Source organism: Halomonas profundus, from assembly GCF_020865425.1.
GTDB lineage: Bacteria > Pseudomonadota > Gammaproteobacteria > Pseudomonadales > Halomonadaceae > Vreelandella > Vreelandella titanicae.
Window position 1 is genome coordinate 4,847,358 of the sequence record NZ_CP086344.1, and the last position, 17,139, is coordinate 4,864,496.

A 17,139-nucleotide genomic window follows, 5' to 3' on the forward strand; every position below is an offset into this window, starting at 1 on the left:
CACCATGTCGTCGCACCACGATAACCAGCTGATTCACATGACCAACCAGATCGCCGCTAACCTGGGCGGCGGTCGCGATGAAGAAACGGCGGCAGCGGCCACCTGCCGCCACCTGGAAACCTTCTGGGCACGCTCCATGAAGCATCGCCTGGTCGCCACACTGGAGCGCGAGGATGCCCCGCTTTCACCGCTGGCAAAGCGGGCCGTCATCTTGCTGGCTGAAGGACTGGCCAGGCGGCATGCCGGATAAGCATCACCGTCGTTAACGCAACGGGGCTTGCCAAATGGCAAGCCCCGTTTTTATACCCATCTTTCCCAAGCGCTGATATCACAAGCACTGGTAGTGAACGTTAGAACTCTTCCCACTCATCTGCAGCATGCTTTGCCGGTGAGGGCTTTGACGATGGCTGTGATGAGGAGTGCGATGAAAGCGCAGGGCGCTTCATGGCGCTATCACTGCCACGTTGCTGAGGGGCCGGAGACGCTAGCGCTTCGTGCCGCGGCGTGGGCTCATCGTCACCAAGTACGAAGGAGTTGATTAACTGATTCAGGTGCTCCGCATGGCGGCGCATATTGGCGGCGGCGGTGGTGGACTCCTGCACCATGGCGGCGTTCTGCTGGGTCATGGTGTCCATTTCAGCCACGGCAGTGTTGATCTGGCCAATACCGCTGCTCTGCTCTTTAGCGCCAGCGGTGATCTCACCGATTACATCGGTGACTTTCGCCACGCTGGAGACAATCTCACGCATGGTATCACCGGCGCTGCGTACCAGCTTCGCACCGGAGTTAGTGTGCTGAACCGATGCATCAATAAGCGCACGAATCTCTTTGGAAGCATCGCTGGAACGACTGGCCAGAACCCTAACTTCTTGTGCCACCACGGCAAAGCCGCGGCCATGCTCACCTGCCCTTGCGGCTTCCACCGAGGCATTAAGCGCCAAAATATTGGTTTGGAAGGCAATCGAATCGATCATGCTGATGATGTCACTGATGCGCGATGCAGAGTCGTTAATATCGCTCATGGTGCTTTCCACCTGCCCCATCGAGGTCTCACCTTCGCGGGCTACATCAGCAGTAGACTGCACCAGCGTATTGGCCTGCTGGGCATTGTCGGCGCTGTGATTAACGGTCGAGGTGATCTCTTCCATGGAAGCTGAGGTTTGTTGCAGGTTCGCGGCCGCCTGCTCGGTACGGGTGGCAAGCTCATCAGAGCTTTGTGAGATCTCCCCCGCTGCCTGGTGCACGCTGAGCGTACTGCTGCGTACATCACGAAGCGTGTTCTGCATCCGCGCTACAAAGGCGTTGAATTGAACGCTAAGCTCGCCAATTTCGTCACCGCTTTCAACTGCTAAGCGACGGGTTAAATCACCGCGCCCCTGGGCAATATCGTGCATAGCCGCAGTAGTGCGCTTGATCGGCCCCAGCGTGCGACGCACCAAGCCATACGCTATCAGTGCAATCACAATAAATAGACCCAGACCCAACAAGGAGGCAAATATAATGCCCTGGCGCAAATCGGCGGCAGCCGCGGCTTCAAGTTCGGCAATAGCATCGTCAGCATCGGTGACATAAACGCCTGCACCAATGAGCCAGTCCCATTTTTCAAGGCGGTCAACGAAGGAGTGCTTGGGTTCAATTCTGTCGGTACCTGGGTAATCCCACATATAGCTGTAGAAGCCCCCGCCACTCTGAGCAAGCTGAATGATCTCGCGAATCAGATAGGTGCCATCGGGGGTTTGCGCGTCGATCATGTTGGTACCTTCACGCTCCGGTGCAGGCGCCGTGACGATATTGTTACCGTCATAGTCGTAGATAAAAATGTAGTTGTTATCTTCAAAGCGCATGGAACGCACCAGCTCGGCTACCCGCTGTTTGGCTGCCTCATCGTTGGCACCGGCTTGTTCGTAAATGGGCTCGATGGCAGAAGTCGCCATCTGGACGATATCGCGCACCGCATGGCGGCGCTCTTCAATCAGCATTTCACGCTGGTTTGCCAACGTATCGCGGGTGTCTTGGGCGCTGCTGTAGGCTTTAAACCCGACCAGCACAACCGTCACTAACAGAAGAGGGAGCAGTACAAGCATCAGCACCTTGGTTTGTAAACCAAGGGCTCGTTTGGGAGCAGAAGGAGTGGACATATGTGAGCAAGCTCCAGAGTCAGTCTTGAGTGAAGAGTTTTTAGTAGTTATAGGAGCCTTATCGACCTAAAGTGCACGAACTTTACCAGTTTTTTTATTTTTTTACTTAAGATTCAAATAATTAGCAACTAATAATTAGGTTCATAACCTAAGTTAAGGTTATTCATAAAGTAAAGGTTCACTGTGAGGATGTGGTGGCCAGGGATGGCCCGTTTTAAGCAAGTCGCTTAACCACAATCTTCGGTTGCCCTGGTCTCTCTACCGCCTGGTCAGGGCGACCTTTTTGTTTGTAGGGCGGCGAGTTAGCTTCTACCTCTTACTACTCTCTCCTGAAGCCAGATCAGGCAATTCGGGACTTCCTTGATATTTGCCCTTGTTATTTGCCATTGCCATCAGCGTATCATGGCGATAGGGCCTAATGTCCAAGGAGAATAGCAAGCATGGTTCGAAACCACCCATTTGTTAGCGCTGTCTTGCTCCTGCTCCCTAGGTTGGTTCACTTTGCTTGGCGCGTATTACGCAATTTCCTGAAAAATCACGGTGTCCTGCTGGCCGGCGGAGTGGGCTACAACATCCTGCTCTCTATCGTGCCGCTTTTCGCCGTGCTCGTTGTGCTGTTAACCCAAGTCGTCGATCAGCAGCACTTACTCAATGTGCTGGCCGTACAGGCACGCCATATGGCGCCTGCCCACGCGGAAGTGTTGCTGGAGGCCGTTCGCAGCCTGCTGGAATCGCGAGATGTGATTGGCATTCTGAGCTTTCCCATTCTGCTCCTGTTCAGCTCATTCGCCTTTCGTATGCTGGAAGACGCCCTGGCGATCATTTTCCATGCGCCGGATAGCCCGCATATCAAACGCAGCGTTTGGGTTTCGGTAATGTTGCCCTACGCCTTTATGGTGGTACTGGGGGCGGCGCTTATGGTTCTCACGCTGGTAGTCACCCTGGCCAGTTCGCTTAATACGCTGGTGATGCTGCTATTTGAACGGGAACTGCCGCTGGCGGGATTTTCCGAGCCGGTGCTTAACCTGGCCAGTTTCACTGGGGTGTTCCTGCTGTTCAGCGCTATCTACAAAGTGCTGCCGGTGGTGCGCATCGCCTTACGTCGGGCAATCGTAGGGGGCTTTGTGGCAGCACTGCTGTGGGAGGGGGTTCGCCTGTTGCTGGTTTACTATTTCGCCAATCTCTCGTTCGTTAACGCCGTCTACGGTTCGCTGGCAGCGCTGGTGGTCGTACTGATTAGCCTGGAAGTGGGCGCCATCATTTTACTACTGGGCGCCCAGGTGATTGCCGAACTGGAACGTAATACCCGCCTTGGCCTGCCATGGCACGTCGACCCTAATCGCCAACCAATTACGCGGGTCGATTGACGTTAGCTAGCGGTCACTTCGGCCTGCGGACGCCGCTCATCAAGCATCCCTTTATCGAGAATAAAGCGGATAATCTCCTCAAGCCCTACTCCGTCATAAAGATTGGTGAACACGAAGGGCCGCTCGCCGCGCATTTTCTTGGAGTCGCGCTCCATTACCTCTAGTGAGGCGTGCACCTGCTCGGCGATATCGATTTTATTGATAATCAGTAGATCCGATTTGGTAATGCCCGGCCCACCCTTGCGGGGGATTTTGTCGCCTGCCGAGACGTCGATGACGTAGAGCGTTAGGTCGGAAAGCTCGGGGCTGAAGGTCGCCGAGAGGTTGTCGCCGCCCGACTCGACCATGACCAGTTCCAGCTTCGGGTGACGCGCCTGGAGCTCATCAATGGCCGCCAAGTTCATCGAGGCGTCTTCACGAATGGCAGTGTGCGGGCAGCCGCCGGTTTCCACGCCTAGAATACGGTCCGCTGGAAGAGCATCGTGCTTGAGCAGGAAGTCGGCGTCTTCGCGGGTGTAGATATCGTTAGTGACTACGGCGATATCGTAGTAATCACGCAGCGCTAAACAGAGTTGCTTGAGCAGTGCAGTTTTGCCGGAACCAACCGGGCCACCCACACCAACGCGTAAACAGTGAGTCATTGTTCTCTCCTCGTTAACTTCTAGGTCATCTAACTTCGAAACAGGCGCGAATATTGGGTTTCGTGCAAGGCGCTAGCCAGTGCTAGGCCGGGCAGCACCGGGCCCAGCTCTTCATCATCCAGCGTAAGTGCCTGATTAACGGCATTCACTAGCGCGGGGCGCAGTTGTTCAATTAATCGCTGGGCAGCGGTGTGGCCAAGCGGCAAGGCTTTACAGGCCACCGCTAGCTGGTTCTCCATCCACGCCCAGGCAAACCCCAGCAGCGTTTGGCGAACAGACACGCCACGGACGTGGGCCGTGTAGGCAAACAGCGTTACATAACCTGCTTGGGGCGGAAGCAAGGGTGGGAGTAATCCCTCACTTTGCAACTGCTGCTCTCTAGGCAACAAGTTCAAGCTGCCCAGTAGGCGTTTTAGCGAGGCGCCCAGCCTGCTATCTTCGGCGGCGAGCTCGGCGGTTTCCCGGGTAGCAGCCAGCCACTCATCCCACGCGGCAATTGATTTACGACCTTCTGCCATGTCCGCCTGGCCAAACGCCTGACCAAACGCATCATGCAACCGCGCCAGCACTGGCAGTTCGCAGCGGGTTAAGCCATCTTCCAGCACACCGTTTAGCCACTCGGCGAGGCTGGCTTCATCGCGCACCCAGTCCAGCTCAAAGGCGCTTTCCAGACCTTGGGAAAAGGCAAAGGCGCCGATGGGTAACGCTGGGCTCACCAACTGCATCAGCCCTAGCAGCGCTAGCTCATCACTTTGGCTTTCTAGCGCAGTGAGTTCAGTGGGCATGGTGGTGCTCATGCGAGTGGTCATGATCGTGGTCGTGTGAATGACCGTGCGAATGACCATGTGAATGTCCGCCACCTACTTGGTTATAAGCACCCGGCTCCGGGTCGAACGTTGCGTTGTGGTGCTCTAGTTCGGCACCTAACAGCTCGGCGAGCTCTTCCAGTACATGATCCGGCGGGAAGCGCACCCAGCCGCCTTTGTCATCTTCACCCAGCGCCAGCTGTACGTGGCGATTGCCCAGGTGGTAGGCCAGCCGTGCCAGCGGTAAGCCAGTACTCACTCGCGCGGTAACCACCGGTTCTACCGCGGCGCAGACACGCACCACTTCGCCGCTTTCGGCTTTTAGACCTTCGCCGCTGCGCAGCACCGGGCCGCGATCCAGAAACAGACCCAGTTCGCGACCGCTATCGCTTTGGGCTTTTAAGCGCCCGCGAATACGTAGCTCAAAGGGCAGCGTGAGCGTATCGCTAGCGGCGCTCTCCTCCACTGGCCCTAAACGTTCTATCAGTTTCAGCATTGCTATCGTCCCATTGAAATTTTCGCGGCCTAGCCGGGGTAGCTCTACGTGAGGGCGCTGTAAATACATCCTTGTAAGCTACTTTTGCCATCCATGGCAAAAGACCCTCACTACGAGCTACCCCGGCTAACCTGACTGTGGAGGTGTCGCCCACTTTTTCAGAACAAATGGTAGCGCTGGGCCAGCGGCAGTTCAGTGGCAGGCTCGCAGGTTAAAATTTCGCCATCGCAGCGCACTTCATAAGTCTGCGGGTCGACGGTCAAATCGGGGCAGGCATCGTTCAGCTTCATATCCTGCTTGCGCACTTGGCGCACGTTTTTGCACGCCGCGAGTTCGCTATTTAGCCCCAGTTTCTCTTTGATGCCCGCATCCAGCGCGGCCTGGCTGACAAAGCTGAGCCGGGTTTGGCTGGCCGCACGGCCGAAAGCACCAAACATATAGCGGTAATGCACCGGCTGCGGGGTGGGAATCGAGGCATTAGGATCGCCCATGGGCGCCGCTGCAATCATGCCGCCTTTGATCATCATCGCCGGCTTCACGCCAAAGAAGGCCGGTTTCCACAGCACCAGATCCGCCAGCTTACCGACTTCGATGGAGCCGACTTCATGGGCGATACCGTGGGTGATCGCAGGGTTAATGGTGTACTTGGCGATATAGCGCTTGGCGCGCAGGTTATCGGCCCCCAGGGCCTCATCTTCCGGCAGCAGGCCGCGCTGCACCTTCATTTTGTGGGCGGTTTGCCAGGTGCGGCAGACCACCTCACCGACCCGCCCCATGGCCTGGGAGTCAGAGGCGATCATCGAGATCACGCCCAAGTCGTGGAGGATATCCTCGGCGGCGATGGTTTCCCGGCGAATGCGTGAGTCGGCGAAGGCCACGTCTTCGGGGATATTGGGATCCAGGTGGTGGCACACCATCAGCATATCGAGGTGTTCGTCGATGGTGTTGACGGTGTAGGGCCGCGTTGGGTTAGTGGATGACGGCAGTACATAGGCTTTCGAGCAGGCGGTGAGGATATCCGGGGCGTGGCCACCGCCAGCGCCTTCGGTGTGGTAAGTATGGATACAGCGCTCTTTAAACGCGGCCAGGGTGTCTTCCACAAAGCCCGACTCATTCAGGGTGTCGGTGTGAATTGCCACCTGCACATCGTAGGCATCAGCGACGTTAAGGCAGTTATTGATCGAGGCAGGCGTGGTGCCCCAATCTTCGTGCAATTTGAGGCCCATGGCGCCTGCTTGGAGCTGGAGCTCTAGGGACTCAGGCAGGCTGGCGTTGCCTTTGCCCAGAAAGCCGATATTCATGGGCATATCGTCCACCGCTTGCAGCATCTTACCGATGTGCCAAGCGCCGGGGGTACAGGTGGTTGCGTTGGTACCAGCCGCCGGACCGGTGCCACCGCCCAGCATGGTGGTGATACCGCTCATCAGCGCTTCTTCGACCTGCTGGGGGCAAATAAAGTGGATATGGGAGTCGATACCGCCCGCGGTCAGGATCTTCCCTTCGCCGGAGATGATTTCGGTGCCGGGGCCAATGACGATTTCAACATCAGGCTGTACGTCAGGATTGCCTGCCTTGCCAATCGCGGCGATGCGGCCATTTTGAATGCCCACGTCGGCTTTGACGATACCCCACCAATCCAGAATCAGCGCGTTGGTAATCACGGTATCCATTACCGTGTCGTCGGCGCGCTGGCTTTGACCCATGCCGTCGCGGATGACTTTGCCGCCACCGAATTTCACTTCATCGCCGTAGTGGGTGGCATCCTGTTCGACTTCGATCCAAAGCTCGGTATCGCCCAGGCGCACGCGGTCGCCCACCGTAGGGCCGTACATATCGGCATAGGCTTGCCGACTGATCTTGTTAACCGGTTTCATTGTTTACCTCCGTCGAGCGCGCCCATGACATCGCCGCGAAAGCCGTAAATTTCGCGCTTGCCCACAAAGGGAATCAACGTGACTTCGCGGGTCTGGCCAGGCTCAAAGCGAATCGCCGTGCCTGCGGCCACGTCCAGGCGAAAGCCTCGGGTTTTGTCGCGATCAAACACCAGCGCCGGGTTGGCTTCGGCAAAGTGGTAGTGGGAGCCGATCTGGATCGGGCGGTCGCCGGTATTGGCCACCTCGACGCTAATCCGCTCACGTCCCGCGCACAGCTCGATATCACCTTCTTTTAACTTGTACTCACCGGGAATCATTTGGTTGCTCCTTTGTTTTTTTGTGAGGTGTTAGGTGTGAGGTGTAAAGAGAGAGGTATGAGGGGTGCGTAACCCACTACTACTCACCCCTAACTATTCACTCCTCACCCCTCACAATCCACCCCTCACTCCTCACAATTAACCCCTCACACAATAGGCGTATGGACAGTGACCAGCTTGGTGCCGTCGGGGAAAGTGGCTTCCACCTGCACCTCGTCGACCATCTCGGCGACACCGTCCATCACATCCTCACGGCTAAGGATTTCGCGACCATAGCTCATTAAGTCCGCTACGCTGCGGCCATCCCGGGCGCCTTCCATAATCTCGAAGCTGATCAGCGCCACCGCTTCCGGGTAATTGAGTTTTAAACCACGCGCCTTGCGGCGCTCCGCCAATTGGGCGGCTGAGAACAGCAGCAGCTTGTCTTTGTCTCTTGGGGTTAATTCCATGGAATGTGTCTCCAGCAGTGCATCGCAGTGATGCTAATTAGGTTAGCCAAATTCGTGGTGTATGTGCTTCACGCTCGATCCAGCGGGGGCGCAGCAGTTGCCAAGCCTGTTCGCATAACGCCCAGGCTTCGTTACGCGAGTTGCCTAAATAGCGCAGCAGCAGAACACCGTGGCGGACGGTGACCGCCCAGCGCGGGTTATCCGGCAGCGCTTCACGCAAGGCTTCAATGGCAGCAGGCGCGTCGGCAATCCCCACTGCCCAGAGCGTGGCCTGCACCGTGGCACCACCCTGCCCCCAGCGCCCGGCAAAGCGTGGGTGTAGTGGGTCTAGCGGTTGGCGCTCTAGCCACAGCGGTTTGCCATCCAGGGTTAAGCGGAAGTGCTGCTCAATACGCCCGGAAACATAGGGTAAGTCGCTGGCCGGGCGGCCCAGTGCCATCACTTCCCAGCCCAGGCAACGGGCGCTGCCGTGAAGGTCAATTTGGGTGCGCTGTTCACCCTTGGAACCATCAAAGGCGATGGTCTCCTGGGGCAGCCATTCAAGTGTCGCGTCATCTTCAACGCTCAACCGGGTATGCTGCGTCCAGGCTACGCCCTGGCTGTCGGCTTTATAGAGTTTATTGGCAGCCGGGGTCGTCAGCAGCGCATGGGCACCGCTCTCTACATGGGCACTAATGGTAAGCGCATCGCCGCTGACTAGCCCGCCCGGCGGGTGAAGCACATAAACATGGCAAGCCTCACCGCTTCCTTCGGGATAGAAAGGGCGCTGCACCCGCAGTGGTCCCTGATGGCGCGCCTGCACCATGCGCGTGGCGCCGTCGCGATGGGCGAAGGTGAGCGCTAACGAAGCCGCCCAATGGCGGCCTGCATCGAAGCGGTGTCCAGAGGCGATGTGGGGGTTGGCGATATCGCTCAGAATCATGGGTGGCTATCGCTTCCTTACAGTGAGCTTTTCACTAACCACTGCAATTAATGCGCCAAAATGGTGAAAAAAGATATTCCTCTTAAAGGACAACAGCTTGTGTCTTTTATCTATTACCCGCCAATTACTTCAAGCACCAAAAAAGAACATAAAAACGAACAAGCGCACCAAATCAGAGCAATTATCAACATTGGCATGAACTCTAGCTCGCCAGCCTCAGCAGAGAATTATTGTTTGACGACCAATAAATGGTAAGCGTTGCACACTTTATCGTTGTTAAACTGATGGACACATAGTCATAAACAGAGCTCAAAAATGACACGCACCCATCACCCTGCCCCCACCTTCCAGTTGCGCTTAGCGTTAAACCACGATGTTGTGATTGGCCCTGGCAAGGCTGACCTTTTGGAAATGATTGATCAAACCGGCTCAATCTCCGCAGCGGGCCGTGTGCTGAAAATGAGTTATAAAAAAGCCTGGCAACTGCTCGAAACTATGAACGGCTATTTTTTATCCCCCCTGGTAGTAACTAGCTCCGGTGGAAACTCTCGTGGTGGGGCATACCTGACCGAGACGGGTAAGCAAGTGCTCACCCACTATCGAGCCCTGGAAAAACAGTTAGTAATAGCACAGTCTGACGATGCAAAAGCGCTGCTAGCGCTTCTCTCACTTCCTGATGCTTCCTCGTAAGACAATCATTGACCACCATCAAGCCGCAGCCATCTGTCATTGAATAAACGTTTGGTGTTCTGTAATCTCCCGCTATATCCAAATGGAAATAACGGGGTGGAATAATGCCTACCGGCTTTGTTAACAAGTGCCTGCTAGCCAGCGCTATTCTAATTAGCTTTCCAGCGGCATCGGCAGTCGCGAGCGACAATGTGCACATTGCTGCCGCGGCGTCGCTGACCAATGCCCTAAACGATGCCATTGCCGTTTATGAAGCCAATAATGACGTTGATGTAACCGTCATTTATGCTTCGTCATCTACCCTTGCTCGACAAATTGCCAACGGCAGTCCTGCACAGTTATTTCTTTCGGCAAATGTCACATGGATGGATTGGCTTGAAGATCAGGGCATCAATGTCCAGCAGCGTAGGGATTTACTGCAAAATCGATTGGCGCTAGTGAGTGCCAGTAGTAGCGTGCCAATGCAATTTTCTCCTGGGGAAGGCATCGCTATTGAGACTCTATTAGGCGAGCGCGACCGCCTATCCGTGGGAGACCCAGACCATGTGCCGGCAGGTATCTATACCCAACAAGCGTTGGAGACCCTGGGCGAATGGGAAGCCCTGGCACCGCGCTTAGCCCGTGGCAATGATGTGCGTGCTGCATTAGCGCTAGTAGAGCGCGAAGAAACACCAGTAGGCGTGGTGTATCAAACGGATGCTTTTGCCAGCAATGCCGTAAGAGTACTTGGGTTATTTCCACTCGCTAGCCACGATTCCATTACTTACCCCATTGCCCTGATTGATGCCGAGCAAAATACAGCTGCTGTAGCGCTAAGGGAGTGGCTTACCAGTGGAGCAGCCCTTGATATATTTGCCGAGCACGGCTTTGATACAAGCATCAGTACACCATGATACTTTCTCCAGCAGAGTGGGAGGCTATTCGGCTAAGCTTGCTGATCGGCTTAGCGGCAGTTGCATGGATATTGCCGCCGGGCATTGCCGTCGCTTGGTGGCTAGCCCGTCACCATTTCCGCGGGAAAGCGTTAGTCAATGGTTTAATACACTTACCATTGGTTCTACCGCCTGTCGTTGTGGGGTATTTACTATTAACAGGTTTGGGCAGGCAAGGGGTAATCGGCCAATGGCTTCACAGCAGCTTCGGCGTATCGTTGCCATTCACTTGGCAAGGGGCAGCCGTTGCTAGTGGCGTCATGGCGTTTCCTCTGCTAGTCAGGGCGCTGCGCTTATCCCTTGAGGCCGTTGACCCCAAACTCGAAGCGGCCGCCAGCACGCTAGGAGCTAATCGTTGGCGGGTATTCGCCACTGTCACATTGCCACTGGCGATCCCCGGACTGCTAACTGGCACAGTACTGGCTTTTGCCCGCGCGCTTTCCGAGTTCGGTGCCACAATCACTTTCGCCTCCAATATCCCTGGCGAAACGCGCACGTTACCACTGGCACTCTATACACTCATTCAGATGCCCGGTCAGGAAGCCACTGCAGCACGGCTATGTTTTCTCGCCATCATTATTGCCCTGCTCTCGTTAATTGCCTCTGAATGGCTAGCACGCCGCACCCAGCAGCGTTTAAAGGAACGTGATGCCCATTAACCCAACGCTCTCTGTGTTACCTCTCAATTCATCACTATCGCTTTTTGTTGAACAGCGCCTTGGCAACTTCCAGTTGCAAGCATCATTAACGCTGCCCGCTAGCGGCGTGACCGGCATTTTCGGAATATCAGGAAGTGGAAAAACTAGTCTGCTGCGTATTATTGCAGGACTTGATAAACCTGACGTAGGTAAACTGCAACTAGGCGACCAGATACTGCTAGACACCCAGCAGAGCCTAAATGTACCGGCTCACCAAAGGCGTATTGGTGTTGTTTTCCAGGAAGCACGTCTTTTCCCTCACTATAGCGTGCAAGGCAACCTGACCTACGGCATGCCTAAACGAGCAACTCCCCGCTTTAATGAGGTTGTCGAACTGCTCGGCATCGGGCATCTACTCTCGCGGGTTCCAGGCACACTTTCGGGCGGTGAAGCACGCCGGGTCGCTATAGGTAGAGCGCTACTGAGCGACCCTCAGCTACTGCTAATGGATGAACCTCTCTCAGGGCTGGATGGCCCACGCAAGCAAGAACTCTTGCGCTTCATTGCTCGATTGACGCATCAGATTAAAATCCCGGTGATTTATGTCAGCCACGACCCTGGAGAAATCTCTGCGATTGCTGACCATCTTGTACTGATGAAAGAGGGGCTCGTCATCGCTAGCGATCCATTACATGACCTTTTGCAACGCTTTGATTTAACACAGGAGCTGGGAGGATTCGATGCTGCCTCGATTATCGAAGGTCGAGTTGTCGAGCACGACGAGGCGTATCAACTAACCCATCTTGCGCTTAATAAGTGTCATCGATTAATAGTGCCGGGCATATCAGCGCCTGTCGGCAGCTGTTTGCGCGTACGTATCTTTGCGCGGGATATTGCCTTGGCACTGTCACCGACAAAGGACACCAGCTACCGCAATCAACTCACGGCTACCATTGAAAAAATGGCAACGTTGCCCACCAGCCCACACTCGGTGGAACTGCTTTTAAACCTTGGTTCTATTCACCTTAGGTCACGCTTAACTCGCAAGTCCTCAGATGAAATGAAACTCGCTATAGGTAAGCAGGTAACAGCGCTGATTCGCAGTGTATCGATCTTGCATTACTAATGCGCATCATAGGGGTTACTAACTGATTTAGAAGTAGTTTTATCTGACACCAATAGTCCCCACGTGTCAATTGGCCGCACAATTCTCACACTCTCATAAAGAGATTTCAGCTAAAATTGCGAAGCAATCTATATAAAAAAACATAACACTGCCCACAAAGTGTATCGAGTAAATGCAGCTATCACGTTCAATAGGGACTCTTTGGTATCGCATAGCGCTTTGTATGGCGTTTGTGGCGATGCACCTCCTATTGGCCGGGCCGCTGATTTCGCAGTATCAAGCCGGTGATCAACATCACGCTAACCAGGACACTAGCCACCTATCTAGCCACCAGGGCGGGGGTCATCATCAGCACGCGACCCCGCAAGCAAGTAAACACCATCATTCAAGTAATGCTGAGGCGGTAGAGCCGGTATTCAATTGGTTTCACCAATGTGGCTACTGCACCGTCTGGCAACAGTTTCCAACGGCTCATACCTTTCTTCCCGCGATCAGCCTGCAAGCGTTTATCACGCACGACCAACTGCTGACGCAGCCGACACAGGCGATGCAGTCCTGTGATAACTACCCCCACGCGCTAACGCGAGCACCGCCCTTTTTTCGACGTGTATAACGCCACATCGTCAGCCCTTTCAGCCTGAAGCTCGCTTCTGGCTGGCGGTTGTCTATATCAAAAAAAAGGGATCATCATGTCACACTCAACTATTGTGCATGGCGTCGTCGCGCCTGCCCGGTTAAAAAACCGTTTTCAACGACACGCCCTGACACTAAGCATCGCCGCGGCATCAAGCTTGATTGTTCAAGGCGCATGGGCACAGTCATCTACCACTCACCACGACCATCATGCGTTAAACACGATGGTCGTGACCGCTGTACCGCTTAGTTCACCACTTACGGTGGAAACTGACCCACGCATACCCCGACAACCGGCCCCTGCCAGCGACGGCGCCGACTATCTTCAGACTATTCCGGGGTTCTCTGCCATTCGGAACGGCGGCACTAACGGTGACCCGGTTTTCCGTGGCATGTTTGGCTCACGTCTACGCATACTGACAAATGGTAGCCAAATGCTAGGCGCTTGCCCGGCGCGAATGGATGCGCCGACGTCTTATATCTCACCTGAAAATTACGACAGCCTCACTGTCACCAAAGGGCCGCAGTCGGTTCTGTGGGGGCCTGGCGCTTCAGCGGCAACGGTGCGCTTCGACCGCGGCCCTGAGGAGTTCGATGAAGCCGGCGTACGAGTGGATGGCAGCGTCATGCTGGGTACCTATGGGCGATTTGATCGCCGCATTGATGCCGCGGTGGGCAATCAAGACGGCTATCTACGCATTACCGGCAACCAATCCGAAGCCAATGACTATAAGGATGGCGACGGAAACGTCGTGCCCTCGTTATGGGATAAGTGGAACGGCGATGTAGCGCTTGGCTGGACACCCGACGACGATACTTGGCTTGAGGTCACCGCTGGCCGTGGAGACGGTGAAGCCCGCTATGCAGGGCGTGGCATGGATGGCAGTAAGTTTCTCCGCGAAACCGTGGGCATCCGTTTCCGGCGCGAGAATTTAGGTGAACACTGGAAACGTCTGGAAATGCAGGCCAACTATGCCTATGCCGACCATATTATGGATAACTTCACGCTACGTTCACCGGGCAGCATGGACATGGGCGGCGGCATGGACATGGGTGGCGGCATGGATATGAGTGACGGCATGGCCATGCGGCTAGACCGTCGTACTCGGAGCGCCCGTGTCGCGTCAACGTGGGAATGGGAAAATACCACGTGGATCGCCGGTGTCGACGTTGAACATCAAGTACACCGCAACCTGGATAGCGAGCGCTGGCAGCCCGATTACGAGCAGACCCAGTTCGGTGCCTTCAGCGAGGTCACCCGTTATATCGGTGAACGTGACCGTCTTATTGGCGGTGCCCGCGTAGACCGCTATCGCGTCAGTGACGAGAATCTGGATACGGCGACCGCAGGCCTTACCCGCCGTGACACCCTGCCCAGCGCCTTTGTCCGCTACGAGCAAGATTTAGCCTCAGCACCGATCACCTGGTATGCCGGTATTGGGCATGTGGAGCGCTTCCCCGACTACTGGGAACTGAGTTCCAGCCAAGCAGGCCCGGCCGGTAGCGTGAATGCCTTCGACGGTGTTCAAGCCGAAAAAACCACTCAGCTGGACATCGGCGCGCAGTACAACGACCAGCGCTTAAGCGCATGGGTGTCCGGATATGCAGGGTATGTGAACGATTTCATCTTGTTTGATTACAACACCGCGAGCATAAGCCGTACTCAAGTCGATAACATCGATGCCCAGATTGCGGGTGCCGAAGTAGGCGCCAGTTATCAACTGACCGACAACTGGGTAAGCAATGCCTCGCTGGCCTATGCCTGGGGACGTAATGCCGACGATGATGAGGCATTACCTCAAATCCCGCCGCTGGAAGCGAATATAGGTCTGACCTATGCACGTGATGCCTACTCCGTGGGTGGCCTATGGCGTGGCGTAGCGGCACAGAACCGCACAGCCCTAGAAAAAGGCAATGTCGTCGGCCAAGACCTAGAATCGTCCTCAAGTTTCGGAGTGTTCTCGCTCAATGGCACGTATCAAGCGAGCAACCACCTAACGCTAAGCGTGGGTGTGGATAACGTTTTCGACACCACGTACACCGAGCACTTAAACCTGGCAGGTAATGCAGCCTTTGGCTATCCCGCTGATTTGGATCGCGGTATTAACGAGCCTGGCCGAATGGTGTGGGCGCGAGCCGATTTCAGCTTCTAATTCACTCAGGTGCTCAATAGAGCACCTATTTGCCCTTATTGATTAGCCGCCAGGCTAGATGCCTGGTGGCTTGGAGAGACCGCATGTCGACTGCATCACCCCCACAAGAAGGTAAGCGCAAGACCTTCGATCTGTATCGCGCCGTTTGGCGCTGGCATTTTTACGCTGGCCTGCTGGTGCTGCCGTTTATGATTACCCTGGCGATCACCGGCGGGCTGTATCTGTTCAAGGACGAACTGGATGCACTGATACACGCCGATATGAAACGCGTGGCCGTTCAAGAGGCAACGCAACCGCCTTCTTCGCTGGTCAGCGCGGCCCTGACGGCTCACCCAGGCACCGCTGTAAAATTCACCGACCCCGCTACCCCGAAAAGCTCCGCAGAGATCACCGTTAGCACAGCGGAGGGCGAGCGGTTAGCAGTTTACGTTAATCCTTATACGGCTAATGTACTGGGAGCACTGGATGATCGTGGCACAGTGATGTGGACCGTTCGCTATTTACACAGCTTGAAATACTTTGGCTCAACGGCGCGCAAACTGATTGAAATCGCCGGTGGCTGGTCGATTCTACTGGTGCTCACCGGGATCTACCTGTGGTGGCCACGGCGTAAAGGCGCGAGAGGTGTGATTAGCGTGCGCGGCAACCCCAAAAAACGCGTTTTCTGGCGCGATCTGCACGCTGTAACGGGCATTTTTGTTGGTGGGTTTATCCTCTTTCTGGCCATCACGGGCATGCCCTGGTCAGGCGTGTGGGGCGCGCAGGTTAACCAGTGGGCTAACGGTAATAATTTCGGCTACCCCGCCGGTGTTCGCGTTGAAGTGCCCATGTCGGAGGCGCGTCTAAACGAGCAAAGTCCAACGACTTGGTCGCTTGAGCAGGCTCAAGTTCCAGAATCCATGCAGGGGCCAGACCAAGCAGCGAGCATCAGCCTTGACCAGGCTGCCACCCTCTTCAAAGAACTGGGGCTACATCACGGCTATACGATAAGCCTACCGACCACGGAAACCGGCGTATACACCGGCTCGGTCTATCCAAATGACCTTAGCCAACAGCGCGTGGTGCACCTTGATCAGTACACAGGCGAGCGCTTGGTCGACATGAGCTATGCCGACTATGGCCCCTTGGGGCGCTGGTTGGAGTTTGGTATTAACGTGCATATGGGCCAGCAGTTTGGATTATTCAATCAACTACTATTTTTGACCGTCTGCCTAGCCATCATTCTGCTGGCAGTCTCAGCGGCGGTGATGTGGTGGAAGCGACGCCCCTCAGGCGCGATGGGAGTGCCCCCACTACCGGCCAATAAGCAGGTGTTTCGCGGCCTGATTGTCATTCTGGTGATCGGTGGAGTTATTTTTCCGCTGGTCGGGGCCTCATTGGTCGTTATGCTTATCGTTGACTGGTTTGTCGTTCAACGCTTACAGGAACGGCGTTTAGCTAGTCAAGCCGTCTAATTATTGCTCAACAACTCATTCGTCACCATCAACCCTATGAGGTAATTAATGAGGCGCAGGGAAAATTGTGCCTTTACCTCAATGCGCCATTTCCCCATGCGCCTCATGTTCATGATCAGCATGGGGAGCCTCGCTCTCAGGTGAGGCGCCAATGGGTACCACTTGAAGCTCAATCTCAATACTCTCGGCGTCTTGGAAATTCAGTATTACGAAAAGAGGTTAGTCTTCCATTATCGGTGAGGATAACGCCATAAACATTAGATGCAGGCCACCGGGAGCAAACGTTACTGCTTCACCTAACGGTGTTGCTCGCTCCCATGGCTGAGTGACGACCAAGCGGGAATCCTCTGATGAGGACGGCTCACCATGCGACCAGCCAGCATGAGCAAAAAGTGAAGTGCTAATTAACAGCAGCAGGATAATAAGAAGGTGCGAAGCATAGTTAACTCCTTTGCGGAAGAGTAATGCGGAAGAGAAATAGGTACAGCTATAAATTAATCATA

17 protein-coding genes are annotated in these 17,139 nt (G+C 55.2%); 9 read left to right on the forward strand and 8 right to left on the reverse strand.

The window, feature by feature from the left end; genetic code table 11:
* Positions 1–4 precede the first annotated feature (4 nt).
* Positions 5–250, forward strand: coding sequence for a formate dehydrogenase subunit delta (locus LMS44_RS22010; RefSeq protein WP_027957890.1), 246 nt, complete (start codon positions 5–7; stop codon positions 248–250).
* 100 nt (positions 251–350) lie between these two features.
* Here LMS44_RS22010 and LMS44_RS22015 read toward each other — a convergent pair whose 3' ends face one another.
* Positions 351–2,138: a methyl-accepting chemotaxis protein gene (locus LMS44_RS22015; RefSeq protein ID WP_278371007.1), complete on the reverse strand. Its 1,788-nt coding sequence runs from the start codon at positions 2,136–2,138 to the stop codon at positions 351–353.
* Between the two features lie 440 nt (positions 2,139–2,578).
* Here LMS44_RS22015 and LMS44_RS22020 point away from each other — a divergent pair, with 440 nt between their 5' ends.
* Positions 2,579–3,505, forward strand: coding sequence for a YihY/virulence factor BrkB family protein (locus LMS44_RS22020; RefSeq protein ID WP_022521358.1), 927 nt, complete (start codon positions 2,579–2,581; stop codon positions 3,503–3,505).
* A gap of 2 nt (positions 3,506–3,507) precedes the next feature.
* Here the strand turns inward: LMS44_RS22020 and ureG are convergent, their stop codons facing one another.
* The 7 genes from ureG to LMS44_RS22055 form a co-directional block, all read right to left on the reverse strand.
* Positions 3,508–4,146 carry an urease accessory protein UreG gene (ureG, locus tag LMS44_RS22025; protein WP_009286151.1) on the reverse strand — a complete coding sequence of 213 codons (639 nt, stop codon included), beginning with the start codon at positions 4,144–4,146 and terminating at the stop codon, positions 3,508–3,510.
* A 29-nt stretch (positions 4,147–4,175) separates the two neighbouring features.
* Positions 4,176–4,931 (reverse strand): urease accessory protein UreF, encoded by a 756-nt coding sequence (locus LMS44_RS22030; protein ID WP_190374871.1) that lies wholly within the window; start codon positions 4,929–4,931, stop codon positions 4,176–4,178.
* On the reverse strand, positions 4,921–5,448 hold the full coding sequence (ureE, locus tag LMS44_RS22035; protein WP_498946451.1) for an urease accessory protein UreE: 528 nt from the start codon (positions 5,446–5,448) through the stop codon (positions 4,921–4,923). Before ureE ends, LMS44_RS22030 begins: the two co-directional genes overlap by 11 nt.
* 158 nt (positions 5,449–5,606) lie before the next feature.
* Positions 5,607–7,322: an urease subunit alpha gene (gene ureC, locus LMS44_RS22040; protein ID WP_278371010.1), complete on the reverse strand. Its 1,716-nt coding sequence runs from the start codon at positions 7,320–7,322 to the stop codon at positions 5,607–5,609.
* A complete protein-coding gene (locus tag LMS44_RS22045; RefSeq protein ID WP_027957896.1) occupies positions 7,319–7,639 on the reverse strand; it encodes an urease subunit beta in 321 nt (106 codons plus the stop codon). The genes ureC and LMS44_RS22045 overlap by 4 nt, the downstream gene beginning before the upstream one ends.
* A gap of 146 nt (positions 7,640–7,785) precedes the next feature.
* Positions 7,786–8,088, reverse strand: coding sequence for an urease subunit gamma (locus tag LMS44_RS22050; protein WP_022521353.1), 303 nt, complete (start codon positions 8,086–8,088; stop codon positions 7,786–7,788).
* Positions 8,089–8,125: 37 nt separating this feature from the next.
* Positions 8,126–9,010, reverse strand: a complete 885-nt coding sequence (locus LMS44_RS22055) for an urease accessory protein UreD (RefSeq protein ID WP_278371011.1) — start codon at positions 9,008–9,010, stop codon at positions 8,126–8,128.
* Between the two features lie 315 nt (positions 9,011–9,325).
* On the opposite strand from LMS44_RS22055, the gene LMS44_RS22060 reads away from it, so the two are divergent.
* From LMS44_RS22060 to LMS44_RS22090, 7 genes are all read left to right on the forward strand, one after another.
* On the forward strand, positions 9,326–9,700 hold the full coding sequence (locus tag LMS44_RS22060) for a winged helix-turn-helix domain-containing protein (protein WP_278371012.1): 375 nt from the start codon (positions 9,326–9,328) through the stop codon (positions 9,698–9,700).
* 104 nt (positions 9,701–9,804) lie between these two features.
* A complete protein-coding gene (gene modA / locus LMS44_RS22065) occupies positions 9,805–10,593 on the forward strand; it encodes a molybdate ABC transporter substrate-binding protein (RefSeq protein WP_278371013.1) in 789 nt (262 codons plus the stop codon).
* On the forward strand, positions 10,593–11,291 hold the full coding sequence (modB, locus tag LMS44_RS22070; RefSeq protein WP_278371046.1) for a molybdate ABC transporter permease subunit: 699 nt from the start codon (positions 10,593–10,595) through the stop codon (positions 11,289–11,291). The genes modA and modB overlap by 1 nt, the downstream gene beginning before the upstream one ends.
* Positions 11,281–12,396, forward strand: coding sequence for a molybdenum ABC transporter ATP-binding protein (modC, locus tag LMS44_RS22075; RefSeq protein WP_278371014.1), 1,116 nt, complete (start codon positions 11,281–11,283; stop codon positions 12,394–12,396). The genes modB and modC overlap by 11 nt, the downstream gene beginning before the upstream one ends.
* Positions 12,397–12,634: 238 nt before the next feature.
* The gene (locus LMS44_RS22080) at positions 12,635–13,009 is read left to right on the forward strand and encodes a hypothetical protein (protein ID WP_278371015.1); all 375 of its coding nucleotides are present in this window, start codon (positions 12,635–12,637) and stop codon (positions 13,007–13,009) included.
* A gap of 76 nt (positions 13,010–13,085) precedes the next feature.
* The gene (locus LMS44_RS22085) at positions 13,086–15,182 is read left to right on the forward strand and encodes a TonB-dependent copper receptor (RefSeq protein ID WP_278371016.1); all 2,097 of its coding nucleotides are present in this window, start codon (positions 13,086–13,088) and stop codon (positions 15,180–15,182) included.
* A gap of 83 nt (positions 15,183–15,265) precedes the next feature.
* Positions 15,266–16,636, forward strand: a complete 1,371-nt coding sequence (locus tag LMS44_RS22090; RefSeq protein WP_278371017.1) for a PepSY-associated TM helix domain-containing protein — start codon at positions 15,266–15,268, stop codon at positions 16,634–16,636.
* The last annotated feature ends 503 nt before the right edge of the window (positions 16,637–17,139 follow it).